Origin of the sequence: Vogesella mureinivorans (genome assembly GCF_007644035.1) — a bacterium.
GTDB classification, from domain to species: domain Bacteria; phylum Pseudomonadota; class Gammaproteobacteria; order Burkholderiales; family Chromobacteriaceae; genus Vogesella; species Vogesella mureinivorans.
In genome coordinates this window covers 214,979-238,742 of the sequence record NZ_VMTV02000178.1, presented here as the reverse complement: position 1 = coordinate 238,742, position 23,764 = coordinate 214,979, and the positions used below count along the sequence as shown (strand labels likewise).

Genomic DNA, 23,764 nt, shown 5'->3' with positions numbered 1-23,764 from the left:
GTGTTGGGCGCAATACAGGCGATGCGATGTGCTTATATCGGCAGCATGGCGGCAGGGCTTAGCTTTTTTTGATAGCAGATGCTAATAAAAACAGCCGCCCGCAAAGTGGGGGCGGCTGAGGGGTGGCTGGCCGGAAAAGCCAGGCAGATCAGCAGATTGCGCCAGGGTTGGCCGCAGCGCCTACAGGTGCTTGCCGGCGCGCCAGATGGACCAGATCAGCCACAGGCTGTTGAAAAAAGCGGCCATGAAACCCAGAAAGCCAAACAGCGGCAGGCCAAACAGCGTGGGGCCGCCTTTTACCGTCATCACGATGGACGAGCCGATAATCAGGCAGCCGGTGACGATGCCCATGGTGAGGCGGTTCACGCTTTTGTCCAACTGGTGGCCAAACTGTTCCAGCCGCTTCAGGTCCAGGTTGATGCGGAAGCGGCCATGGCGGATATCCTTGCCCAGCCGGATGATGTCGCCGGGCAGGCTGGCCAGCATGCCCAGGCCTTCGGTGACGGTGGTTTTGCCGCGTTTTAGCAGGTTGCGCGGGTCGTAGCGTGCCAGAATCAGCTGTTTGACGAACGGCGCCAGGTGCTCTACCAGCTGGAAATCCGGGTCCAGCTGGCGGCCCAGGCCTTCCAGCGTGATCAGCGCCTTGAACAGCATGGCCATGTCTGGCGGCAGCAGAATGCCGTGGTTGCGGATCAGCGCCATGATGTCGTTGATCAGCTGGGTGATATTCAGGTTTTTCAGCGGTACGTGGTCGTACTGGAACAAAATCTCGCCAATGTCCTCGGCGAACTGTTCTTCGTCTACCGGCGTGCTGCCGGTCCACTCCAGCAGCACATTCATGATGCCGCGTTCGTTGCGCTCGGCCAGTGCGGCCAACATGTCCACGATCTCGTCGCGGCGCTTGTGCGACAGCCGCCCCACCATGCCAAAGTCGATAAAGGCAATGCCGTTGTCAGCCAGAAAAATCACGTTGCCGGGGTGCGGGTCGGCGTGAAAAAAGCCGTTGAGCAGAATCATCTTCAGCACTGCGTCGGCGCCGCGTTTGGCCAGCAGCGGTGGCGACAGACCGGCGGCCGGCAGCGCGTCTACCGGTGTGGCCGACCAGCCGGCGATATAGTCCTGCACATTGACCGCCGGGCGGGTGTAGTCCCAGTACACCGCCGGCACGCGAATGTGCGGGTCGCCGGCAAAGTCTTTGCCGAAGCGCTCCATATTGCGCGCTTCTACCGCCAGGTCCAGCTCGCGCCGCAGCGAGCGCGAAAACTGCGCCACGATTTCGGACGGCTGAAAGCGCCGCGTGTCGGGAAACTCCAGTTCGATCAGGTGCGCGATGTGCTCCAGAATGCGCAGGTCGGCTTCCACTTTTTCCACAATGCCGGGGCGGCGCAGTTTTACCGCCACCACGGTGCCGTCTTTCAGTACCGCGCGGTGTACCTGGGCGATAGAGGCGGAGCCGATGGGTTTGCGGTCGAACTCGGTAAACACCTCGTCCGGCTGGCAGCCCAGTGCCTGCGCCAGCAGCGCATCCAGAAAGCCATCGCCGATGGGCGGTACGGTGCTTTGCAGCTTTTCGAATTCGGTAATCCATTCCGGGCCGAAGACATCCACCCGCGTGGACAGGATCTGCCCCAGCTTGATAAAGGTGGGCCCCAGCTCTTCGAAGGCGCGGCGCACGCGGATAGGTGCCGGTATGGCGTTGGCCGGGTCGGGCAGGGTGATGTTTAGCCATTGCCCGGCTTTTTCTACCGCGCGTGGCAGCCGTAGCCGCTGTGCGAATTCGCCCAGGCCGTGGCGGAACAAAATACCGCTGATCTGTTTCAGGCGGGGCAGGTCGCGCATGGCGATGAGGGTTTCTCTGAGCATGGCTGTCGTCGTGGTAAGGCCGCTGGGCCGTTGCGTGGAGTATGCGCCCGGGGTGGTGGCGCGGCCAGTATCGCAATATTTCACCGGCCCCCACAATAGCCGCGCCAGCAGCCTGCATGGCCGCCGTTATTGGGTGGCAGCGATGCATTGCCGCTTGGTGACAGGGGTGAACGATGGTATCGTTCAGCACTATTTTGTTCAAAACCAGCTAACAGAAGCGCTGCCAGCTTGCCCTTGGGTACGGCTTTGGTGGCGTATCGTCTTGAACCTATGAAATTTTATCAATCCATTCTGGCCCTGTTTCTGGCCGGTTTCATGGCGGTGGCCCACGCCGCGCCGGAAACCATGCCCGACGGCGAGGCCGACCCGATAGCCCGCTTTGCCTCGCCCGGCGAAGAGGCCGCTGGCGACCTGCTTTTGCAGGCCATGAGCCTGATTGGCGTGGCGTATCGTTTTGGTGGCAGTAACCCGGAAAGCGGCCTGGATTGCTCCGGCTTTATCCAGTACGTGTTCAAAAAATCCCTGCGCGTCAACCTGCCGCGTACCTCGGCCAGTATGGCCCAGGTTGGCCGCGAGATAGACCGTGATGAACTCAAGGCGGGGGATCTGGTCTTTTTCAATACACGCGGCTTTCGTTACTCGCACGTCGGCTTGTACCTGGGCAATAACAAATTCATCCACTCGCCGCGTACCGGCAAGAGTATCGAAGTGGTCAATATGACCCAGAGCTACTGGGCTACCCGCTATAACGGCGCACGCCGTGTGGCGCGTGCCGGCATGCCGGTGGCGGCGGCCGAGGTGGAAAAACCGGCCAGCACGGCAGCGGCCAGCAGCAAGCGCAGCTACCGCAAGGTAGAAGCCGCCCAGACCGAACAGCGTAGCGTGAAAGGCAAAAAGAAAAGAAACGCGCGCGACGAGCAGCCGGTAGCCAAAGGCAAAAAAGGCAAGAAAGCCGAGCAGGGCAGTAGCGCGCGTAACAAAAAGAAAACCGCCAGAGGCGATGCTGTCAGCAAGAAAAGCAGCAAGTCGTCTGACAAAGCCAAGAAAAAAGCGCCGGTGAAAAAGAAAAAAGACTAGCCGCCAGCCCTGGCACGGCATAACACCATGTGTAACCGAGGCCCCGCTCCCGCCGGGCCTCGCCCATTGCAGGGCGCAGACAGCCCTGCCCGCAAGCGACAAGAAAGGCCGAATAATGAAACCGGACCTGCCAATCTGGCATGCCCCCGATGGTAGCGTGGTGTCCTGCACCGAAAAGGTAAAGGTCATGACCGAAAACATGGAAGAGCTGGCCCAGGTGGCACAGGATGCGTTTGAAGATGCCATCCTGATGGGCTGTGACGAGCATCAGGTCCGTGCTTTTCTGGTAACCATGATGCAGCAGCTGGACAACCCTTACCGAGCCTGAACCCGCCCATGTCCTTCCCTTACGAGGTCTTTATCGGCCTGCGTTATCTGCGCGCCCGCCGGCGCAACGGTTTTATCTCGTTCATTTCGCTGATGTCGGTGCTGGGCATTGCCCTGGGCGTAGCCGCGCTGATTGTGGTGCTGTCGGTGATGAACGGTTTCCAGCAGGAAATCCGTGGCCGCATGCTGTCGGTGGTGTCGCACCTGGAAATCGGCAGCTACGACGGCCAGATCGCCGGCTGGCAGCCACTGCAGGCGCAGCTGCGGCAGCAGCCGCACGTGGTGGCCGCCGCGCCGTATGTCAACGCGCAGGGCTTGCTGTCCAGCCGTGGCAATGTGCGCGGCGCGCTGGTGCGCGGGGTAGACCCGGCAGCCGAGCAAACCGTGGTCAGCCTGGGCAAAGAGATGCTGCGCGGCAAGCTGGCCGACCTGGAAGCCGGTAGCTACCGCATCGTGCTGGGCGTAGAGCTAGCGCGCCAGCTGGGGGTGGAAGTAGGCGACAAGGTCACGCTGATTACCCCGCAGGGCAATGTGACACCGGCCGGCATGATGCCGCGCCTGAAACAGTTCACCGTGGCCGGCGTGTTCAAGGCCGGCATGTTCGAATACGACTCGTCGCTGGCCATGATCTCGCTGCGCGACGCACAGGTGTTGTTCCGCCTGGGGCAGGACGTGTCCGGCATCCGCCTGAAGCTGGACGATGCCATGCTGGCGCCACAGGTGAAAGCCGCCTTGCAACCGCAGCTGGCGGCCAACCAGGTGGCCACCGACTGGACCGACATGAACGCTAACTACTTTCGCGCGGTACAGATCGAAAAACGCATGATGTTCATCATCCTGACCCTGATTGTGGCGGTGGCCGCGTTTAACCTGGTGTCCACGCTGGTGATGGTGGTGACCGACAAGCAGGCCGATATCGCCATTCTGCGCACCCTGGGAGCCAGCCCGGCCAGCATCATGAAGATTTTCATCATCCAGGGCTCGGTTGCCGGTGTGCTGGGCACGCTGGCTGGTGTGGCGGGCGGCTTGCTGCTGGCGCACAACCTGGGGCTGGTGCTGTCCACGGTAGAGCGCATGGTGGGCGCCAAACTGCTGTCCAGCGACGTGTACATGATCGACTACCTGCCTACCGATATCCAGCTGGGCGATGTGTCCACCATCGGCCTGATTTCGCTGACGCTGGCCCTGCTGGCGACCCTTTACCCAAGCTGGCGCGCCGCCCGTGTGCGCCCGGCGGAGGCACTGCGTTATGAGTAATATCCTGAGCTGCCAGGGCCTGGCCAAACGCTACAGCGACGGCAAGCTGGCGGTAGAGGTGCTCAGCGGCGTCGACCTGTCGGTGGCGCGCGGCGAGTTTGTCGCCATTGTTGGTGCGTCCGGCTCGGGCAAAAGCACGCTGCTGCACCTGCTGGGCGGGCTGGATGCCCCGTCGGCCGGCAGTGTCACCGTGCTGGGCCAGCCACTGGCCGGCATGGACGACACTGAGCTAGGGCGCTTCCGTAACCGCCACCTGGGCTTTGTTTACCAGTTTCACCATTTGCTCGCCGAGTTCACCGCGCTGGAAAACGTGATGATGCCGCTGCTGATTGCGCGCCAGCCACGTGCCCAGGCCGCCGATCAGGCGCGGGCGCTTTTGGCGCAGGTAGGGTTGGCCGCACGCGCCGAGCACAAGCCGGGCGAGCTATCCGGTGGCGAGCGCCAGCGCGTGGCCATTGCCCGTGCACTGGTGACGCGCCCGGACTGCCTGCTGGCCGACGAGCCCACCGGCAACCTGGACCGTGGCAACGCCGCCGCCGTATTCGAGCTGCTGCGCCAGCTCAATAGCGAGCTGGGCACCAGCATGGTGATGGTCACGCACGACCGCGAGCTGGCGGCGCGCGCCGACCGCATGCTGACGCTGGGCCCGGACGGCCTGCAGCCCTTGCTGCAGCAGCCCTGATTAACGTTTTCTCAACATAAGGATCTGCCATGCTGGCACACGACTCTACCCTCACATTCGACCGGCTGTTGGCCGCCATTCAGGGCCCCACCGGCTGGATGGAGCTCTTGGTGGCTGCCGTAGGGGTAGTGCTGGCTTTCTGGCTGTCGCGCCGCATTCACGTCCGCTATTTTGCGGCCACCCCGGCCGACTGGGGCTTTGGCAAATACCTGCTGTACCGCCTGGTGTTGCCGCTATCGGCCCAGCTGTTGACGCAAGTGGCTGCCGTGTTGTGGCAGCTGGTGGTGGGGGCGCGTTCCGAGCTGCTGGTGGTATCGGCCACGCTGCTGTTCTGGATGTCCATCATCCGCGTGATGACTGCCGTGGTGCGCCACGCCCTGCCGGACGGCAAGCTGGAGCGCAGCACCGAGCACTTCATGGCCATGCTGCTGTGGACCGGCTTTGCCAGCTGGGCGGTGGGCGTGGACAGCGTGGTGCTGGACTGGCTGGAGTCGGTGAGCTTTCACATCGGTAAAAACCAGATCAACCTGCTGATGATCCTGTCGGCCCTGGTGTGGGTGTCGGTGATCATGGTGGGCGCGCTGTGGGTGAGCAAGCTCATCGAAAAACGCGTCATGAAGCTGTCCGACGTAGACCTGAGCCTGCGCATTGTGTTTACCAAGCTGGCGCGTACCCTGCTGATGGTCACCGGTGTGCTGGTGGCGCTGCCCATTGTGGGCATCGACCTGACCGTGCTGTCGGTATTTGGCGGCGCCCTGGGTGTGGGCCTGGGTTTCGGCTTGCAGAAAATCGCCAGTAACTACGTGTCCGGTTTCATCATCCTGCTGGACCGCTCCATCCGCATAGGCGACCGCCTGATGGTGGATAACCGCGTGGGCTATGTCAGCAAGATCACCAGCCGTTTTGTGGTGCTCAAAAGCGCCGACGGCTCCGAGGCGCTGGTGCCAAACGACACGCTGATTGCCAACACCGTGATCAACCAGTCTTATACCGATAAATCCCTGTGGATCAGCCTGCCCATCCAGGTAGCCTATGGCACCGACCTGCACCAGGCGCTGGCGCTGCTGTGCCAGGCCGCTAGCCACCCGCGGGTGAAAACCGACCCGGCGCCGTCTGCCTTTGTGGTGGCCTTTGCCGACTCGGGCATCAACCTGGAAGTAGGGCTATGGGTCAGCGACCCGGAAAACGGCATGCTGTCGCTGCGTTCGGATATCAACCTGCGTATCTGGCAGCTGTTTAGCCAGCATGGTATCCAGATACCGTACCCGCAGCGCGAAGTACACGTACTGAACCACGGCAACGGCGAAGCGTAAGGAAGGGCAATGAACAAACAGACCCTGGCAGTCATCGACGATGATCTGGCGGTAAGGCAGTCGCTGTTATGGCTGCTGGAAACACCCGGCCTGGTGGTAAGCGGCTTCGACAGCGGCGAGGGCTTTCTGGCCCAGGGCAGCGATGCGGCCAACTTTAACTGCCTGATTGTCGACCTGCGCATGTCCGGTATCAGCGGCATCATGCTGCTGGAAAAAATGGCGCAATGGCCCTATTGCCCGCCGGTCATCATGCTCACTGCCCACGGTGATGTGCCGCACGCCGTGGCGGCGTTCAAGCTGGGCGTGGCGGATTTTCTGGAAAAACCATTCGACGATGCCCGCCTGCTGGCGCTGGTAGACGAATGCCTGGCCCGTGACGTGCAAGAGCGCGAGCGCTACCAGCGCCGCGTGCGGGTGGCCGAGGCGCTGGCTACGCTCACCGAGCGCGAGCGCGAGGTGATGCAGCATATCCTGACCGGCCTGCTGAACAAGCAGATCGCCGAGGTGCTCAGCATCAGCATGAAAACGGTAGAAGTACACCGCGCCCGCGTGTTCGACAAAATGGGCGTGAAATCGGCAGTAGAGTTGGCCGGGGTCATTACCGTACTGGACGAGGCCGGCAGCAAAGCATGAAAGCCATGAAACAACCGGTGTCCGTGCTGGTGGTAATTCACACGGCCGACCTGCAGGTGCTGTTGATAGAACGTGCCGACAAGCCCGGCTACTGGCAGTCGGTCACCGGTAGCCGCGAAGGTGATGAAGCCATCGCCGACACCGCGCAGCGTGAAGTGGCCGAAGAAACCGGCTTTGCCGCAGAGGCAGGCCAGTGGCACGACTGGCAACAGCAGAATGTCTACGAAATCTACCCGCACTGGCGCCACCGCTACGCCGAGGGCGTGACGCACAATACCGAGCACGTGTTCAGCCTGCAGCTGCCCGGCACCCTGCGGCCAACCCTGGCCCCGGGCGAGCACCTGGCCTGGCAATGGCTACCCTGGCAGCAGGCGGCCGAGCAGGTATTTTCCCCCTCCAATGCCGCGGCCATCCGCGCCCTGGCGCAGCGTTTTTTGCCCTAATCTACATATTTCCCTTATGTATCCTTGCGCCATTTTGTAGCAGATACCATCATGTGAAGTGTCGGTGGGATAAAAGCAAGGAGGCACTATGACTATTGACTTTGCCAAGCTGAAAATACTGGTGGTGGATGACCAGATGCTGGTGCGCTCGCTGTTGACCCAGTCACTGAAAGCCATGGGTATCAGCCCGGACAATATCTACCAGGCGGTAGACGGTGCCACGGCCAAGCGCGCGCTGGATGGCAAGCCGGTAGACATCGTGCTGTGCGACCTGCAAATGGAGCCGATGAACGGCATGGATTTGCTCAAGGAAATCCGCTGTGGCCGCACCATGAACCCGCCCAACATGCCTTTCGTGTTTCTGTCCGGCCACGCCGAAAAGCAGAACATCGTGCTGGCAGCCCAGCTGCATGCCGATGGTTTTGTCATCAAGCCGCCCAAGCCGGCCGAGCTGGAAAAAAACATCCACGCTGCCATGCAGCGCGCCCGGCCGGAGCCGGACCCGTTTGCCTATTACGCTATCCCCACCGGCTCGGCCCATGACAAGTTTGTGTTTGGCGAGCAATTGCAGGCCGCCGCACGCAAAGTGGACGAAGATGGCCAGCCGGTAGAAACCGTAGCACTGAAAGACGTGCAAGCCGGCCGCATACTGGGTGAAGACCTCTATAACAAAACCGGCCAGCTGCTGCTACAGCGTGGTAGCGAGCTTACCCGCACCCAGCTGCGTGTGTTGCTGAACTACCCGGACCGCTTTGGCGTGCAGAAAGTGGTGCTGCGCAAGGACGCGCCAGTCGAGGCCTGAGCCCTACACTGCAGGCGGAGGACGTATGAAACACACATCGCGTACTGCCGGGCAAACCTCCGACATTGGCCGCGCGGCCTTGTTTATCGTGCTGTTGCTGGGGGCTATCCAGCTGGTGGCCTCGGCCCTGCTGATCCACTCGGGCTATCAGGGCTACAAGCGTGCCACCGAGCACGAAGCGCTGAACCAGGCCAGCCAGCAGCTGTTTCTGGCGGCCCAGGCTTTTAGCCGGGAAAACGACCACACCCTGGCCCTGCTGTCGGCGGCCAACCCGCCAAGCCCCGCTAGCCGGGCCGCACTGCTGCCGCTACGCCAGCAGGCAGACCAGGCTTTGTCCCGCGCGCTATCCATGCCACGCCCGGATAACCACAATGCAGACCTGCATGCCGAAATCGTGGCCAAGCATCAGCATTTGCTTGGCCGGCGCGTGGATATCGACAAAATCCTGCAGCGCCAGCCCTACCAGATAGAAGAAAACGCCAGTTTTGGCTGGCGGCTTTCCATGGCGTCGGTGTTTGGCTCCATAGACAAAGCCCTGCGCCAGGACACCTACGACCTGGGCGACGAGGCCGACCCCAAGCTGAACCGTATGGCCGAGGTGAAGTTTGACATCTGGAGCCTGAGCCAGGTGCTGAACGACGAAGCCCATGCGCTTAATCTGCGTGCCGAGTTCAAGCGCAAATTAAACTCCTCTGACGAGTACCAGCTCACCCGCAACCGCGAGCGCGCGCTGCTGATTGTGGACCGCTTGCGCGACAGCATGCGTTTTCTGGATCAACCAGAGCTGCAAGACCGCCTGCGCAATCTCAATGGCGCCATCCTTACCCTGAACCGGCAAACCGACCAGCAGCTGCAGCAGCTGGAAGGGCGTAGCCAGATACTGGCGGGTAAAGGCAGCCATACCCAGGCATGGGCTGCGCTAAGCCAGCAGCTGGACGATTTTTTCCTGGCGCTGACACGGCATACCCGGGATAGCGTCAACAGCTATCTGGATGGCTATATTACCGGCCTGGCGCTGAACATCCTGTTTACCCTGCTGGTGATGTGCCTGTACATCTATCTGCTGCGCCGCTTGCGCACGCACATCCTGTACCCGCTGCAGCGCCTGCAGCACCTGCTGGATGCCGCTGCCGATGCCATTCTCACCGTAGACGACGAGCGCAAAGTGGTGGTGGCCAACCAGGGCGCCGAGCGCATGTTTGGCCGCAGCAAGGAGCACCTGTGCAATGTGCCGATTGGCGAGCTGCTGATCATCGACTCGCAAGACAGCGACTGGATGGAAAACAGCGATGGCCTGGACCAGTCGCTACCCGGGCGCGGCATGCACGCCGATGGCAATATTTTTTATGCAGGCGTGTCGATCAGTGTACTTAACGAGAAAACGCGCGGGCGCGACCACTACCTGCTGATCGTGCGTAACGAGCAAGAGCGGCGCGTAGCGGAAAAATCGCTGGCCAAGAGCCTGCAGCTGTTGTCCGGCATTCACCGCGTAGAAGGCCTGCTGTTTGCCCGTAGCCCGCGCCATGCGGTGTATCACGAAATACTGCGCATCCTGCTGGACTACTTCGGGCTGGACGCCGGCCTGATTCTGGCGCTGGAAACCGGGCGCGATAAAAACTCGTCGTTTCATGTGCAGGCCAGCATCGGTGCGGCCAACCTGCCGGACTGGGTAGAAGACTTCCGTCGCAAGCCGCACGTACAGGCGCTGCAGCTGGGGGCGCAGCAGCGCATCGTGCGCGAGGAAGACTGGGTGTATCTGCCGGTAGAGGTAGACGCGCGTACCGTGATGGTGGCGGGCCTGCAAGACTGCCACCTGAGCGACGAGCAATACCAGGCGCTGCAGCCCATGCTGGGTACCTGCGGCAGCATTGTCAGCTTTTATGCCGAAGAAGACCGCCGGCGTAACTCAGAACGCCACCTGCGCGAAGTGCTGCAGCAAGAAGAGGCCATCTATAGCGCCTCGCCCGTGGGCCTGCTGCGGCTGAACCGCGATTACGCCATTGTGCGCGCCAACCGTACCGCCGAAACCCTGTTCGGTGCCGGGCAGGATGGCCTGCAGGGCCTGAACCTGCAAGAAGTGCTGGCCACCGAGCAAGAATGGCACGCCCTGTTCGCCCAGCTGGAACACGCCCGCCAGCACGATCACCAGCTCAGTACCGAAATAGAATGCGTACGGGTAGGGGGGCAGCCGGTATGGGTCATGTTCACCGGCCAGCTGCTGTTCCCCGGCATGGCCGAGCACGACATGATTCTGGCCTGTATGGACGTGTCCGACCGCCGCGCCGCCGAAGAAGGCCTGCTGCATGCGCGCGACGAGGCCGCCGAAGCACGCAGCCAGCTGGTAGTGGCCATTGAAACACTGGAGGAAGCCTTTGCCTTTTTTGACGTGCACGACAAGCTGGTATTGTGCAACCGCCGCTTTGCCGAGCTGGTGGGCGTGGGCTTTACCCCCGAACAGCTGCGCGGCCGTACGTTTGAATCCATCGTGAAAGCCGCGCTGGAAGAGGGCGAGCACCCCGAAGTCGGCATGGATAACGCCAGCTGGGTGGCCGAGCGCCTGCGCCGCCACGCCAGTGGCAGCGCCTCGTTCCAGCTGCAGGTAGGCGAGCGCTGGTTCCAGGTCAGCGACCACGCCACGCCGGGTGGCGGCTCGGTGTGCATCCATGCCGACATTACCAGCCTGAAAATGCAGGAAGGCGACCTGCTGCTGGCGCGCGACCTGGCCGAGCAAGCCAACCGTGCCAAGAGCGGCTTCCTGGCCGCCATGAGCCATGAAATCCGTACCCCCATGAACGGTGTGCTGGGCATGCTGGAGCTGCTGGCACTGACCCGCCTGGAAGCCGAGCAGCGCGAATCGGTAGAAACCATCCAGGAATCGGCCCGCACCCTGCTGCGCCTGATCGACGACATTCTGGACTTTTCCAAGATCGAAGCCGGCAAGCTGGACATCACGCCGGAAACCGCGTCCATTGCCGACATCATGCATAAAGTGCACCAGCTGTATGAGGACATGGCCACGCGCAAAAACCTGCAATTCCACCTGGAAATCGACCCGCAGCTGGCCCCCGCCGTACTGGTAGACCCGCTGCGCCTGCGCCAGATCCTGCAGAACTTCTGCAGTAACGCGCTGAAATTTACCGCAGAAGGCGCCGTCACGCTGCGGGTGCGTAGCCTGGAAACCCGCCCCGGCGAGCAAAGGCTGCGCTTTGAGGTGCAAGACACCGGTATTGGTATCTCGCGCGAGAACCTGGGCCGGCTATTCGAGCCTTTCACCCAGGCCGAAAGCTCCACCGCACGCCGTTTTGGTGGCACCGGGCTGGGCCTGACCATCTGCCGCCGCCTGGCCATGCTGATGGATGGCGAGGTAGCCATGGAAAGCCAGGAAGGCGTGGGTACCACGGCCTCGCTGGACATTACCCTGCCACTGGGTGACTTGGCAGATATCCGCAGCGCGCCGGTGGAAATCACCGCAGAAGACGTGCTGGAAAGCAAAGCAGAAGTGGCGGCCAACCTGCTGCCGGTGCTGTTTGTGGAAGACAACCCCACCAACCGCAAGCTGACACTGAAGCAGTTCGAACTGCTGGGCTACCCGGTAGACGCCGCCGAAAACGGTGTCGAAGCGGTCAATAAATGGCAAAAAGGCGAGTATTCGCTGATTCTGACCGACTGCCACATGCCGGAAATGGATGGCTACGAGTTGGCACGCACCATACGCTACTACGAAGGCATCGTGTTCGATTCGCGCCATATCCCCATCATTGCCTGCACGGCCAATGCCTCGCATGAAGAGCTGGAAAAAACCAGCGCGGCGGGCATGGACGATTTCATGACCAAGCCGCTGAGCCTGGGCACGCTTAAGGCCATGCTGGAAAAATGGATCACCCAGGCCAACGACGAAGCCATCAAGGAAAGCGAGCAGCGCAAGCCGCCCCAGGGCGACGCGGTGCAAGACAGCGTGGGCCACGATGATACGGTGAGCTTTGCCATGGCCATGCCGATAGACCGCAGCGTGCTAGAGGTGTACAGCAGCGGCGACTGGATGATGGAGCGGGCCATTCTGGATGAATTCCTGCTGGCCAACGACGAAGACGTGGCCGTGCTACAGGCGGCGGTAAGCGAGAACAACGCCGAGCGCGTGGCGTGGAGCGCCCACCGCATCAAGGGGGCCAGCCGCATGGTGGGTGCCATGATGCTGGGCGATGCGGCCGAGCTGCTGGAAAAAGCCGGCAAAGCCGCCGACCTGCCCACCATCCAGACCGAGTGGCCCGGCTTTGTGCAAACCCTGGCGGTACTGAAGGCCTGGCTGGCTACCCAGCCGGCCGCCTGATGGCGCGGGGCTAGAACAGCTCCATGGTCACCGGGCCAGGTGGTGCCGCCCCGTGCTGCAGCAGGCTGGCAGGGTAGGGCTGTAGCAAGGTGTGCGCTTGTGCGGCAGTGCCAGCGTGCAGCCACTGCTGGTAGTGCGGTGGCGGCACAATCGCCAGGCTGCGTTTTTCTTCGCCGGGGCGGTGCATGCGCTGCAGCAGGGGGTGCGTGTCCGCGTTGATGGTGATCTGGCTAAAGGCATGGCTGGTGCTGCCATCGGGCTCGGCCCAGCTGCGCCAGATGCCGGCTACGGCAAACGGGCTGCCGCTAGCCAGGCCGATGCGGTGCCGTACCGCGCGGCCGCTTTCATAGCAGGGTTCGAAAAAAGCCAGCATCGGCACCAGGCAGCGCTGCCCGCCGTGCCAGGCGTCGCGGTAGGTGGCTAGCCGGCCCAGCGTTTCGGCGCGGGCATTCAGCGTCGTCAGGCGCAGGCCGCCGGGCAGGTGGCGCCGGGGCACAAAGCCGTAGTTGGCCGCCAGTGCCTGCAGCGAGCCGTCTGCGGCGGTGGTAATAATGGGCGCGGCGTAGTCTTGCCAGCATTCGTCCGGCCAGTGTTCTGCGGGCGGGTTGACAGCAAAATGCTCGGCCAGCTGGTGGCGGTGGGCGGGGAGGTAGTTCACACACATGGGCACCATCATAGCAGTGCTGGCCCTGGGCGGCTGCAGGTGGGTGCGGATGCCGGCATGCTTGCCGGGTGATTTTGCCTTATCATGTCAGCCCTTTGTCATGGCTGCATCCTGCTAGCCTTTACCCTGTATCGGGCTCTTTCATGCATAAATCTTTTCTGGCCGCCGCATTGTGTGCCTTGTTTGCGGTTGGCCCATGCGCTTTCGCTCAGCCTGCACCGCAGGCCTCTGCCGCTGTGGCCGAGCCATCCGACGCCTTGATCGATTTTCTGTCTGCCCCGGACTTTTCCCCGCAGCAGCAAAAGCGCTTGCAGCAAGCCCTGCAGCACAAACAGATGGTGCCGCGTGTGGCGGCTTTTGCCGGTATGACGCGCGCGCAGCTGGAAGCTCAGCCATCCGAGCGTCAGTTCTGCCTGCTGTCCGGCTACCTGCTGCAGCAAGAGTTGGCCGCACAGCAGCGCCCGGCCAGCCAGCTGGCCCAGGCGCGTGGCTGGCTGCTGTCGCCCGGCTGGTGCGAGCGCGTAAGCCGCGAGCAAGCCCAGGGCATGACGCAGGAAGACGTGTTGGGTATCGATGGCGTGGTCACGCTGTACTACCTGCTGTATCTGGACATGCAGCCCCGCCTGGCGGGCGGCTAGGGCGAGTGTGCGGCCAAGGTTACAAGATGAGAAAAGCCCCTACGCTTCGGCGTGGGGGCTTTTTTTGCGTTGTGGCTGGTTGCTATCGTCCTTGATCGAGTAGCCTGATAAGGGGCTGCTTTGTCAGAATTACGTTTTAACTCATTGATTTTTAATGCCTGCGTTGTGCATTCTTTTGTTGTGTTTTGGGCGGTGAATAATGGCTAAGTGTTTGATATGTATGTAAATCATATTTCGGTTCTGACCTACAACTTGCACAAGGGCATGGCTCCGCTGGGCGGGCGCGTGCATCTGCCACAGATGGCGGCAGCGCTACGGCAGCAAGGAGCCGACGTGCTGTTCTTGCAAGAGGTGCAAGGCCGGCACGACGGGCGGGCGGCGGGGCAGGAAGGTTGGCCGCAGCACAGCTATCTGGCGCAGGCGCTAGGGTATGACGCCTGCTATGGCATGAATGCGCGCTACGACCATGGCCACCATGGCAATGCGGTGCTGTCGCGCTTTGCGCAGCAGCTGGCGGCCAACCACGACCTGACGGTAAGCCGGCTGGAGCAGCGTGGCCTGCTGCATACCATCATCCAGCCGGTGGGCTGGCCCACACCGGTGGCCTGCCTGTGCGGCCACTTCAATCTGCTGGCACACGACCGCCGCCGCCAGTACCGCGTATTGCTGGACTATCTGGCGCGGCACGTCCCGCCGGCCATGCCGCTGATCCTGGCCGGCGACTTCAACGACTGGCGCCGCGAGGCCGACCGCCATCTGTGGCAGGAAGCCGGCCTGTACGAGGCGCACGCCAGGCTGCACGGCCACCATGGCCGCAGTTTTCCGGCCCGCCTGCCCCTGCTGCCGCTGGACCGCATCTACGTGCGCGGGCTGGAAGTACAGCAGGCGGCGGTGTGCCGTGGCCTGCCGTGGTCTGCGCTGTCAGACCATTTGCCCCTGCAGGCTACCTTGCGTTTGCCCGGCTAGCGGCCGGGCTGCCGACCAGGCTTGGCTGGAATGTAAACGCTGTGCGGCTTTTCATTAAGGATTGTGAAGCAGGCCGCAAAAAGCGCATGCCGGTTATTGCAAATCATTCCTGTTATATCTAACATCGCCCCTCGCTGTACAAGCCAGCCGCGCCCTGCGGCAAGCCAGTCAGTTCTTTTTTTGACATCAGAAACCGAACCCGCACATGGCTTTTCTACTCTTTTCGCGCCGCGCCCGCCCTGCGGCCAACCCGGCTGGCGGCCTGGCGCTGCGTACTCTGTTGCAATGGCACTGGATCAGCTCGGCTATCTGCCTGGGCGGCATGCTGCTGTTTGCCATTACCGGTTTTACGCTGAACCACGCCAGCCAGATCGAGGCCAAACCGGCCATCACCAGCAAACAGTACCCGCTACCCGCTGCCCAGCTGGACCGCCTGCAGCTGCTGGCCGAAAGCGAGGCACCGCCGCCTACGCTGCCACACGACACCCTGGCCTGGCTGGCCGGCGTGTGCCAGTGCCATGTGGCCGACGCCGTGCCGGAATGGTCTGCCGACGAGGTGTACCTGCCCATGCCGCGCCCCGGTGGCGACGCCTGGCTGCGCATTAGCCTGGCCGACAAGCTGGTAGAGCACGAAGTCACCGACCGCGGCTGGCTGGCCTATTTCAACGATCTGCATAAAGGTCGACATACTGGCGATACCTGGCGCTGGTATATCGACCTGATCGCTATCGGCAGTGTGGTGTTTTGCGTCACCGGCCTGCTGATCCTGCAAAAACACGCCGGTAACCGCCCGTCCACCTGGCCGCTATTCGGCCTGGGGCTGCTGCTGCCCGCCCTGATTGCCCTACTGACTATTCACTAAGCCCACATGAACCCGACTCCTTCTACCCCCCGTCGCCGCACCGGCAAGCGCATGGCGCTGGCTGGCGGCATTGTTGCTGCGCTGGCGGCTGCCGGCTGGTATGGCTGGCAGCATTACCACGCCCAGGAAGACGCCCTGGCGCGCTACCTGACCGCCACCGTACAGCAAGGTGATATCGAAGACCTGGTCACCGCCACCGGCAGCCTGCAGCCCAGCGACTACGTAGACGTGGGGGCCCAGGTGTCCGGGCAGCTGGAAAAGATCTATGCCGAGGTGGGCTCGGTGGTGAAAAAAGGCGACCTGCTGGCCGAAATCGACTCTACCGTGTACAGCGCCACGGTAGACGCCCGCCGCGCCGCCCTGAAAAACCTGCAAGCCACACAGCAAGCGCGCGAGTCTGACCTGAAGCTGGCCGAACAGCAGCTGCAGCGCCAGCAAAACCTGGCGCGCGACAGCGCCACCAGCGAAGACAGCCTGCAGCAAGCCCAGGCCAGCGTGCGTAGCGCCCTGGCGCAGCTGGCGTCGGTAAAAGCCCAGATCGAGCAGGCCGAATCCACCCTGCGCGTAGACGAAACCAGCCTCAAGTACGCGCAGATTCTGGCGCCGATGGACGGCGTGGTGGTGTCCATCTCGCTCAAGCAGGGTCAAACCATCAACGCCAGCCAGTCGTCGCCCACGCTGCTGCGCATTGCCGACCTGTCCACCATGACAGTGCAAACCCAGGTGTCCGAAGCCGACGTAACACGCCTGCGCCCCGGCATGCCGCTTTACTTCACCACGCTGGGTAGCCGCAACCGCCGCTATCAGGGCGAGCTGCGCAAGGTAGAACCCACCCCCACGGTAAACAACAACGTGGTGCTGTACAACGCGCTGTTCGACGTAAAAAACCAGCAGCGCAACCTGCTGCCACAGATGACCGCGCAGGTGTTCTTTGTGGCAGCCGAGGCGCACGACACCCTGGTGGTACCTGCTGGTGCGGTCAAGCTGGCGCGCATGGCGCCGGGTAGCCGCCGTGGTGACAGCGAGGCATCCGGCCCGGCTGGCGCACCGCCGCGTGGCGAGGCCAGTGCTGGCAAAGGCCAGCCGCCACGCGCCACCGCTGCGCCGCAAGGCCAGGAAGCCAAAGCCCCAGTTGCGGCCAACCGTCAAAACAGTGCCAAGCCAGAGATGGCCGCTGCCGGCATGCCACCTGCGGGTGAGCGCCCGGCCGGCTTTGGCGGTGCGCCGCTGTCCGATGCCGAGCGCGAAGCGCGCCGCAAACAGTTTGAAAGCATGACACCCGAGCAGCGCGAAGCCTGGCGAGCCCGCCGCGCCGAACAGCGCCAGGCGCAGGGCGAGGGCGGCATGCCGCCGGCAGGCCCGCGCGCAGCGGGTAACGAGCCACCGGCCAAGCGTGGCGACGCAGCCGGCACCGGCAAAGCCGTTGCTGCGGCCAACCCTGCGGCCACCACGGCCCGCGTGAAGCCGCGCGAGCTGCCGGTGTGGAGCGGGGTAGGGAATGGCCGCCAGCAGCGCGTGCGCGAAGGTACGGTGCGCGTGGTGCTGCCGGACAACAGCATCGTGGAGCGTCAAGTGACCGTGGGCATTACCGACCGTGTCAGCTACCAGGTGTTGGCGGGCCTCAAGCCCGGCGAGCGTGTGATCGTGGGCGAGAAGGCACAAGACAAGGAAGCGGCGCGCAAGGGTACAGGCCGTAGTGGCGAGATGGGCCCGCCGGCTGGCATGGGCGCACCGGGTATGGGCGCGCCAGGCATGGGGGCCGGCCGATGAGCCAGCCGCAGCAAGCCGTGCCGCTGATCCAGCTGTCGGGGGTAAGCAAGTCTTACCGCCAGGGCGAGCTGGAAAGCACCGTGCTGCACGGCATAGACCTGTCTATCTACGAGGGCGAGTTTCTGGCCATTGTCGGGGCGTCCGGTTCTGGCAAGTCCACGCTGATGAACATCCTGGGCTGCCTGGACCGCCCCGGCAGCGGCCGCTACCGGTTTCGTGGCCAGGACGTCAGCGGCCTCAGCCGTGATGAGCTGGCGCGCTTGCGCCGCGAAGAGTTCGGCTTTGTGTTCCAGAGCTACCACCTGATTGCCGCCGGCACCGCGGTGGAGAACGTGGAAATGCCCGCCATGTACGCCGGTGTGCCGCACGCCGAGCGCCGCGTGCGCGCCGTGCAGCTGCTGCGCGAGCTGGGGCTGGAAGAGCGCTTGTACCACCGCCCCAGCCAGCTGTCCGGCGGCCAGCAGCAGCGGGTATCCATTGCCCGCGCGCTGATGAACGGCGGGCGCATCATTCTGGCAGACGAGCCCACCGGCGCGCTGGACAGCAAGAGCGGTGCCGACGTGATGCGCCTGCTGAAAGACCTGTCGCAGCGCGGCCATACCGTGATCCTGATTACCCACGCGGCAGAAGTGGCCGCGCACGCCAGCCGCGTCATCGAAATCCGCGACGGCCATATCCTCAGCGATAGCGGCAGCCAGGGTAAGGCGGCGGCCAACTATCAGCCGCCGCTGGTACACCGTGCGTTCAGCACGCTGGCCGACCTGCTGGAAACGGTGCGCCTGGCGCTGCGCTCGCTGCGCGGCAACCTGTTTCGCGCCGTGCTCACGCTGCTGGGTATTGTCATTGGCGTGGGCTCGGTCATCGCCATGATGGCCATCGGCGACGGCGCCAAGCAGCGCGTGGTGGACAATATCAGCGCCATGGGCAGCAACCTGCTGCTGGTGCGCCCCGGCGGCAGCAACCAGCGCGGCTTCAGCCCGTCCACGCTGGTGCTGGAAGACGTGGCCGCCATCAACAAGCAGGTGGACAACGTGCTGGCAGCGGTGCCGGAGCAGCAAAACAGCGTAACGCTGCGTGCCGGCGAAAACGACGTCAGCACCACGCTGATTGCCACCTCGGCCAGCTACCCGCTGGCGCGTAACTGGGCGCTGTCCAGCGGTACTTTCTTTACCGAAGACGACGACGAAAGCTACGCCGGTGTGGCGGTGCTGGGCAAAACCGCTGCCGAGAACCTGTTTCCCGGCAACCCCAGCCCGCTGGGTGAGTTCGTCATGGCCAATAACGTGATGCTGCAGGTGGTGGGTATCATGAGCCGCAAGGGTGCCTCGCCCAGCGGCCAGGACCAGGACGACGTGATCATCGTGCCGTACGCCACCAATAACCTGCGTATCTCCGGTGCGCGCAGCCTGCGTAATGTGAACGTGGCGGTGAAAGATGTGGCCCGTATCGATGAAACCCAGGCCGCGGTAGAGCAGCTGCTGGCCGAGCGCCACGGCAAGGTGGATTTCCAGATCCGCAATATGGCGTCCATCATCGCCACCACCGAAGAAACGCAAAACACCATGACGCTGCTGCTGGGCGCCATCGCCGCCATTTCGCTGCTGGTAGGGGGTATCGGCGTGATGAACATCATGCTGGTGTCGGTGACAGAGCGCACCCGCGAGATCGGCATCCGCATGGCCACCGGCGCGCGCGAGCGCAATATCCTGCAGCAGTTTTTGATCGAAGCGCTGGTGGTGTCCGCCATCGGTGGTGTCATCGGCGTGGCGGCCGGACTGGGTACCGCCTGGCTGATCGCCGCCTTCGATACCCCGGTCAAGATCACCCTGATGCCGGTATTGCTGGCCTTTGGCTGCGCGTTTTCCACCGGCTTGCTGTTTGGCTACCTGCCGGCACGCAAGGCCGCCCAGATGGACCCGGTGACGGCACTGGCGTCGGATTAGGAGTTTTCATGCACAACAAGACGCTTACCCTGGCCGTGCTGGCCACCCTGCTGGCCGGCTGCGCGCAAACCACGCCACCGCAAGACACCGCCTTGCCGCTACCAGCTGCCTGGCAGGCAACTAGTGCGGCCAAGCCTGGCGCCGCCGTGCTGAACGATAGCTGGTGGCAGCTGTTTGGCGCCGCCGAGCTGAACCGCCTGGTAGACCAGGCGCTGGCCGGTAGCCCGGACCTGGCACAGGCTGCCGCACGGCTGCAGCAGGCGCAAGCCAGCGCCGATAGCAGCGCCGCCAGCCTGTTTCCGGCCATCAGCCTGTCCGGCAGCAGCAGCCAGCGCGAAACCGAGACCGCTCGTGGCGCCAGCAGCACCAGCAAAAGCAGCAGCCTGTCTGCCGGCATCAGCTATGAGGTAGACCTGTGGGGCAAGGTGGCCGCCAGCCAGCGTGCCGCTGCGGCCAACCTGCAAGGCAGCCAGTACGACCTGGCCACGGCGCGGCAGACCCTGCTGGCCGCGGTGGTGAATGCTTACTTCCAGCTGCAAGCCGTGCGCGACCGCCTGGCGCTGGCACAGGCCAACCTGCGCGATAGCCGGCAGCTGCTGGATATCAGCGAAGCCAAACTACGGCACGGCGCGGCGACCGAGCTGGATGTCAGCCAGGTACGCAGCAGCTGGCTGGCGCAGCAGGCCAGCGTGCTGAGTCTGCAAAACCAGCAGCAGCCGCTGCTTAACACCCTGGCCATGCTGGCTGGCCAGCTGCCGCAGGGCTTTAGTGTGGCCAGCGAGCCGCTACTGGCGCTAGCGGTGCCGGACGTACCCGCCGGTTTGCCATCCGAGGTACTGCGCCGCCGGCCGGATATAGCAAAGGCAGAAAGCGAGCTGGAAGCCGCTGCGGCCAACCTGGACGCTGCCCGCGCCGCGCTGTACCCCAGCCTGCAGCTGTCCGGTAGTGCCGGCCTGGCCTCCACCGCCTTGCTGTCGTTATCCGGCGCCACGCAAAGCCTGAGCCTGGGGGCCAGCCTGGCGCAAAGCCTGTTTGACGGCGGCAAGCTGCGCGCCCAGGTAGCCAGCAGCCAGGCAGCACGCCAGCTGCTGCTGCACAGCTACCGCAAAGCCACGCTGACGGCGCTGGGCGAGGTAGAAGACGCGCTGAATACCGTGGCGCTGGCGCGCCAGCAGGAACGCTTGCAGCAGCAAACCAGCCGCGAGGCCGAGCGCACCCTGCAGCTCACCCGCATTCGCCAGCGCGAAGGCCTGGTGGATATGGCCACGCTACTGGCCGCACAAAAAAGCCACGCCAGCAGCCGCGACAGCCTGCTACAGCAGCGGCTGGCACGGCAGCAGGCCACCGTTACGCTGATCAAGGCGCTGGGTGGCGGCTGGCCGGGGCGGGCCAGCTTATAAGGCAGGCAGCCCTGCCACGGTGTGGTGTGGCAGGGCTGCGGATTGAATGAAGTGCGCGTGGTTTATGCCTTTGGATTGTGGCTGGCTGCGTTTTTGACATGATAATAGTTCTCAAATAGATTATTATTAACAAGATGAAAGCACCGCGCCTGTTTCCCCTGTTTTTGCTAGCCAGCCTGCCGGCCTGGGCCGAAGTCAATCTGCTGTACCACGTTGATGTGCAGCTGCAGCCTGACAGTCGTGTGCAAGAGATGACACGCGACATCCTGCTGGAAGACGACACCGACGTGGCGCACAACCGTGTGCGCCAGCTGGAATACCACCCTGAGTGGCAACAGGTTTCGCTGCTGGAGGCCTACACCGTGCTGCCGGATGGGCGCCGCGTACCGGTACCGGCTACCGCCGTGGCAGACCAGCCGTACAGCCAGTCGCAAGACAACCCGTACACGCAAAGCATGCGCAGCCTGGATGTGACCTTTCCGCAAGCGCAGAAGGGCGCGCGCGTGGTGTACCGCTTTCGTACCGCTAGCCAGCTGTTGGCACTGCAGGCCCGGCAGGGGGACTTTTACCCAGCCAGTGTGAAGAACCCGCGCTTGGTGCGCTTTACCCTGACGGCACCGCACAGCCTGGGGCTGAAGGTGGCGGCGAACAGTGCCGTAGCCGAACAGCGGCTGGCCGATGGCCGCGTGCAGTGGCAGGCGCAGTGGCAGCTGGCGGGCGACGGCACGCAGCCGGTGCCGCACTTAGCCTATTCGGCCTACCGCGACTGGTCTGCGCTGGGGCAGGCGTATGCCCAGCTATGGCCGCAGCCGCAGCCGTCGGCGGCCATCAAGGACAAGGCGGCACAGCTGGTGGCCGCGAGCAATGGCGACCGCCTGAAAGAAATGCAGGCGCTGTACCAGTGGGTAGCCGAGCTGCCGGCCCAGCACCTGGCCTACAGCAGCCATGCGCTGCAGCCGCGTGCTGCCGAGCAGGTGATGGCACAGGGCTACGGCAATAGCCGCGACAAGGTAGCGCTGCTGCAGGCGTTGTTGGCCGCACGCGGTATCGATAGCTACCCGCAGCTGGCCAGGCGCCAGGGCAGGGCGCTGCCACTGCTGCCCACCAGCCTGGCGTTTGATTGCGTGCTGCTGCACGTGCCGGCGCAGGGCGGCATGCGCGCGCAGTGGCTGGACCCGGCCGAGCGCATAAGCGCAGGGGCAGAAGCCATCCTGTCCGCTGTGGCAGACGCCACGCCGCTGCCGTTGGGCGCCGGCTTCAGTGCGGCCCTGCTGGGCAGCCCGCAGTTGCCGTTACGGGCGCCGTACGACCCGCGGCTGTTTTAAACCGATTTTGCATTGCAGCCCCGGCTGCACTTTATCCACCCCCTCCTAGCGAGTTTGAGCATGAAATACCGTTACCCCGTGGCGCTGGCGCTGGCGTCTGCCGCCGCACCAGGCATGGCGGCCAACCTGGCCGTGAAAGTAGAACTGCCGCAGCTGAATGTGGCCGAGTACCACCGCCCTTATCTGGCCATGTGGCTGGAAACCGCCGACCAGCAGTTCGCCGGCAACCTGTCGGTGTGGTACGACCTGAAAAAGAAAGACAACGCCGGCACCAAGTGGGTAAACGACATGCGTCAGTGGTGGCGCAAGAGCGGCCGCGAGCTGACCCTGCCGGTAGATGGCGTGTCCAGCGCCACCCGCGCACCGGGCGAGCACACCCTGGTGTTTGCCGACAATAAATCGGTGCTGGGCAAGCTGGCACCGGGCGCCTACCAGGTGGTGGTAGAGGTGGCGCGTGAAGCCGGTGGCCGCGAGCTGGTACGTGTGCCGCTGCAATGGCCGCCTAAAGGCGAAAAACAGACCAGCGCCCAGGGTAAGGGCGAGCTGGGCAAGATTACCGTTACCGCCAAATAAGCAGGACGATTCGCCATGAACAAAAAGATCATTGCCCTGGCCGCGCTGGCCCTGGTATCGCTTACCGCCCAGGCCCACCGTGGCTGGCTGCTGCCTTCTGCCGGTGCCATTGAAGGCGACAAGCCGTGGGTGACTGTGGACGCTGCCATCTCCGAAGCGCTGTTCGACTTTGAGCACCAGCCGCTCAAGCTGGACGGCCTCACCATCACCGGCCCGGATGGCGCGGCGGTGAACCCGCAAAACATCACTAGCAGCCGCTTTCGCAACAGCTTTGATATCGAGCTGAAGCAGCAGGGCAGCTACCGTGTCTCGCTGGTGGGCGAAGGTGCCATGGCCAGCTACAAGCTGGGCAACGAAGTAAAACGCGTGCGCGGCACCCCGGCCACCATTGACCAGCAGATCCCCGCTGGTGCCACCGACGTGAGCAAGTCGCTTAGCGTGAGCCGCATTGAGACTTTTGTCACCGCCGGCAAGCCGAGCAACGGCGTGCAACAGCCGGTTGGCAAGGGCCTGGAGCTGCAAGCCATCAGCCACCCCAATGAGCTGTTTGCCGGTGACAACAGCAGCTTCCGTCTGCTGATGGATGGCAAGCCGGTAGCCGGTATGCCGGTGAGTGTGGTGCGCGGCGGCGTGCGCCACAGCGGCCTGCTGGACGAGCAGGTGTACACCACCGATGCCAAAGGCGAAATCAAGGTGAGCTGGAAGCAAGGTGGCATGTACTGGGTCAACGCCAGCTGGCCCAAACGCGATGCCATGCCACAAGGCGGCCAGCCGCCGGTAGCCGGCAAGCCAGGCCAGGCCGCCCCGGCAGCCATGCCACCGGCTATGCCGCCGTTCCGCGCCAGCTACACCGCCACGCTGGAAGTGTTGCCGTAACACGCTAGCGGGGCAGGCCGGGC

At 63.5% G+C, this 23,764-nt stretch carries 20 protein-coding genes; 18 read left to right on the top strand and 2 right to left on the bottom strand.

What is annotated here, in order from left to right:
* Window positions 1-180: 180 nt before the first annotated feature.
* Window positions 181-1,863 carry an ABC1 kinase family protein gene (locus FLQ44_RS07210; protein WP_147693835.1) on the bottom strand — a complete coding sequence of 561 codons (1,683 nt, stop codon included), beginning with the start codon at window positions 1,861-1,863 and terminating at the stop codon, window positions 181-183.
* Window positions 1,864-2,133: 270 nt separating this feature from the next.
* Here FLQ44_RS07210 and FLQ44_RS07205 point away from each other — a divergent pair, with 270 nt between their 5' ends.
* The 9 genes from FLQ44_RS07205 to FLQ44_RS07165 all read left to right on the top strand — a co-directional run bounded on the left by FLQ44_RS07205 (window position 2,134) and on the right by FLQ44_RS07165 (window position 12,724).
* Window positions 2,134-2,940: a C40 family peptidase gene (locus tag FLQ44_RS07205; RefSeq protein ID WP_147693834.1), complete on the top strand. Its 807-nt coding sequence runs from the start codon at window positions 2,134-2,136 to the stop codon at window positions 2,938-2,940.
* Window positions 2,941-3,052: 112 nt separating this feature from the next.
* Complete coding sequence (locus tag FLQ44_RS07200; protein WP_206208726.1) at window positions 3,053-3,268, top strand: hypothetical protein; 216 nt, start codon at window positions 3,053-3,055, stop codon at window positions 3,266-3,268.
* Between the two features lie 8 nt (window positions 3,269-3,276).
* Entirely contained in the window at window positions 3,277-4,524 is a 1,248-nt protein-coding gene (locus FLQ44_RS07195) for a lipoprotein-releasing ABC transporter permease subunit (RefSeq protein ID WP_147693832.1), read from the top strand.
* Window positions 4,517-5,206 (top strand): lipoprotein-releasing ABC transporter ATP-binding protein LolD, encoded by a 690-nt coding sequence (gene lolD, locus FLQ44_RS07190; RefSeq protein ID WP_147693831.1) that lies wholly within the window; start codon window positions 4,517-4,519, stop codon window positions 5,204-5,206. The genes FLQ44_RS07195 and lolD overlap by 8 nt, the downstream gene beginning before the upstream one ends.
* A 29-nt stretch (window positions 5,207-5,235) precedes the next feature.
* The gene (locus tag FLQ44_RS07185) at window positions 5,236-6,519 is read left to right on the top strand and encodes a mechanosensitive ion channel family protein (RefSeq protein WP_147693829.1); all 1,284 of its coding nucleotides are present in this window, start codon (window positions 5,236-5,238) and stop codon (window positions 6,517-6,519) included.
* 9 nt (window positions 6,520-6,528) lie between these two features.
* Complete coding sequence (locus FLQ44_RS07180; protein ID WP_147693827.1) at window positions 6,529-7,152, top strand: response regulator transcription factor; 624 nt, start codon at window positions 6,529-6,531, stop codon at window positions 7,150-7,152.
* 5 nt (window positions 7,153-7,157) lie between these two features.
* Window positions 7,158-7,595, top strand: coding sequence for a dihydroneopterin triphosphate diphosphatase (gene nudB, locus FLQ44_RS07175; RefSeq protein ID WP_439144899.1), 438 nt, complete (start codon window positions 7,158-7,160; stop codon window positions 7,593-7,595).
* Window positions 7,596-7,683: 88 nt separating this feature from the next.
* Window positions 7,684-8,397, top strand: a complete 714-nt coding sequence (locus FLQ44_RS07170; protein WP_147693823.1) for a response regulator — start codon at window positions 7,684-7,686, stop codon at window positions 8,395-8,397.
* 25 nt (window positions 8,398-8,422) lie between these two features.
* Window positions 8,423-12,724, top strand: coding sequence for an ATP-binding protein (locus FLQ44_RS07165; RefSeq protein WP_147693821.1), 4,302 nt, complete (start codon window positions 8,423-8,425; stop codon window positions 12,722-12,724).
* 10 nt (window positions 12,725-12,734) lie between these two features.
* Here FLQ44_RS07165 and FLQ44_RS07160 read toward each other — a convergent pair whose 3' ends face one another.
* Entirely contained in the window at window positions 12,735-13,388 is a 654-nt protein-coding gene (locus tag FLQ44_RS07160) for an SOS response-associated peptidase (RefSeq protein WP_206208719.1), read from the bottom strand.
* 143 nt (window positions 13,389-13,531) lie between these two features.
* Here FLQ44_RS07160 and FLQ44_RS07155 point away from each other — a divergent pair, with 143 nt between their 5' ends.
* From FLQ44_RS07155 to FLQ44_RS07115, 9 genes are all read left to right on the top strand, one after another.
* Window positions 13,532-14,026 carry a hypothetical protein gene (locus tag FLQ44_RS07155; RefSeq protein WP_147693817.1) on the top strand — a complete coding sequence of 165 codons (495 nt, stop codon included), beginning with the start codon at window positions 13,532-13,534 and terminating at the stop codon, window positions 14,024-14,026.
* Between the two features lie 216 nt (window positions 14,027-14,242).
* Window positions 14,243-14,992, top strand: coding sequence for an endonuclease/exonuclease/phosphatase family protein (locus FLQ44_RS07150; protein WP_147693815.1), 750 nt, complete (start codon window positions 14,243-14,245; stop codon window positions 14,990-14,992).
* 205 nt (window positions 14,993-15,197) lie between these two features.
* Window positions 15,198-15,854: a PepSY-associated TM helix domain-containing protein gene (locus FLQ44_RS07145; RefSeq protein WP_147693813.1), complete on the top strand. Its 657-nt coding sequence runs from the start codon at window positions 15,198-15,200 to the stop codon at window positions 15,852-15,854.
* Window positions 15,855-15,860: 6 nt separating this feature from the next.
* Window positions 15,861-17,624, top strand: coding sequence for an efflux RND transporter periplasmic adaptor subunit (locus tag FLQ44_RS07140; RefSeq protein ID WP_147693812.1), 1,764 nt, complete (start codon window positions 15,861-15,863; stop codon window positions 17,622-17,624).
* Complete coding sequence (locus tag FLQ44_RS07135; protein ID WP_147693810.1) at window positions 17,621-19,567, top strand: MacB family efflux pump subunit; 1,947 nt, start codon at window positions 17,621-17,623, stop codon at window positions 19,565-19,567. The genes FLQ44_RS07140 and FLQ44_RS07135 overlap by 4 nt, the downstream gene beginning before the upstream one ends.
* An 8-nt stretch (window positions 19,568-19,575) precedes the next feature.
* Window positions 19,576-20,967 carry an efflux transporter outer membrane subunit gene (locus tag FLQ44_RS07130; RefSeq protein WP_147693808.1) on the top strand — a complete coding sequence of 464 codons (1,392 nt, stop codon included), beginning with the start codon at window positions 19,576-19,578 and terminating at the stop codon, window positions 20,965-20,967.
* Window positions 20,968-21,101: 134 nt separating this feature from the next.
* On the top strand, window positions 21,102-22,292 hold the full coding sequence (locus FLQ44_RS07125; RefSeq protein WP_147693806.1) for a DUF3857 domain-containing protein: 1,191 nt from the start codon (window positions 21,102-21,104) through the stop codon (window positions 22,290-22,292).
* 60 nt (window positions 22,293-22,352) lie between these two features.
* Window positions 22,353-22,865 (top strand): DUF2271 domain-containing protein, encoded by a 513-nt coding sequence (locus FLQ44_RS07120; protein ID WP_147693804.1) that lies wholly within the window; start codon window positions 22,353-22,355, stop codon window positions 22,863-22,865.
* Between the two features lie 15 nt (window positions 22,866-22,880).
* Window positions 22,881-23,741: a DUF4198 domain-containing protein gene (locus tag FLQ44_RS07115; protein WP_147693802.1), complete on the top strand. Its 861-nt coding sequence runs from the start codon at window positions 22,881-22,883 to the stop codon at window positions 23,739-23,741.
* The last annotated feature ends 23 nt before the right edge of the window (window positions 23,742-23,764 follow it).

Bases quoted from the DNA above. Each gene is read 5' to 3' on its own strand.
- lolD (WP_147693831.1), top strand. From the start codon at position 4,517: ATGAGTAATATCCTGAGCTGCCAGGGCCTGGCCAAACGCTACAGCGAC.
- FLQ44_RS07170 (WP_147693823.1), top strand. From the start codon at position 7,684: ATGACTATTGACTTTGCCAAGCTGAAAATACTGGTGGTGGATGACCAG.
- FLQ44_RS07115 (WP_147693802.1), top strand. From the start codon at position 22,881: ATGAACAAAAAGATCATTGCCCTGGCCGCGCTGGCCCTGGTATCGCTT.
- FLQ44_RS07195 (WP_147693832.1), top strand. From the start codon at position 3,277: ATGTCCTTCCCTTACGAGGTCTTTATCGGCCTGCGTTATCTGCGCGCC.
- FLQ44_RS07180 (WP_147693827.1), top strand. From the start codon at position 6,529: ATGAACAAACAGACCCTGGCAGTCATCGACGATGATCTGGCGGTAAGG.
- FLQ44_RS07210 (WP_147693835.1), bottom strand. From the start codon at position 1,863: ATGCTCAGAGAAACCCTCATCGCCATGCGCGACCTGCCCCGCCTGAAA.
- nudB (WP_439144899.1), top strand. From the start codon at position 7,158: ATGAAACAACCGGTGTCCGTGCTGGTGGTAATTCACACGGCCGACCTG.
- FLQ44_RS07205 (WP_147693834.1), top strand. From the start codon at position 2,134: ATGAAATTTTATCAATCCATTCTGGCCCTGTTTCTGGCCGGTTTCATG.
- FLQ44_RS07130 (WP_147693808.1), top strand. From the start codon at position 19,576: ATGCACAACAAGACGCTTACCCTGGCCGTGCTGGCCACCCTGCTGGCC.
- FLQ44_RS07120 (WP_147693804.1), top strand. From the start codon at position 22,353: ATGAAATACCGTTACCCCGTGGCGCTGGCGCTGGCGTCTGCCGCCGCA.
- FLQ44_RS07135 (WP_147693810.1), top strand. From the start codon at position 17,621: ATGAGCCAGCCGCAGCAAGCCGTGCCGCTGATCCAGCTGTCGGGGGTA.
- FLQ44_RS07165 (WP_147693821.1), top strand. From the start codon at position 8,423: ATGAAACACACATCGCGTACTGCCGGGCAAACCTCCGACATTGGCCGC.
- FLQ44_RS07140 (WP_147693812.1), top strand. From the start codon at position 15,861: ATGAACCCGACTCCTTCTACCCCCCGTCGCCGCACCGGCAAGCGCATG.
- FLQ44_RS07145 (WP_147693813.1), top strand. From the start codon at position 15,198: ATGGCTTTTCTACTCTTTTCGCGCCGCGCCCGCCCTGCGGCCAACCCG.
- FLQ44_RS07155 (WP_147693817.1), top strand. From the start codon at position 13,532: ATGCATAAATCTTTTCTGGCCGCCGCATTGTGTGCCTTGTTTGCGGTT.
- FLQ44_RS07125 (WP_147693806.1), top strand. From the start codon at position 21,102: ATGAAAGCACCGCGCCTGTTTCCCCTGTTTTTGCTAGCCAGCCTGCCG.
- FLQ44_RS07160 (WP_206208719.1), bottom strand. From the start codon at position 13,388: ATGTGTGTGAACTACCTCCCCGCCCACCGCCACCAGCTGGCCGAGCAT.
- FLQ44_RS07185 (WP_147693829.1), top strand. From the start codon at position 5,236: ATGCTGGCACACGACTCTACCCTCACATTCGACCGGCTGTTGGCCGCC.
- FLQ44_RS07150 (WP_147693815.1), top strand. From the start codon at position 14,243: ATGTATGTAAATCATATTTCGGTTCTGACCTACAACTTGCACAAGGGC.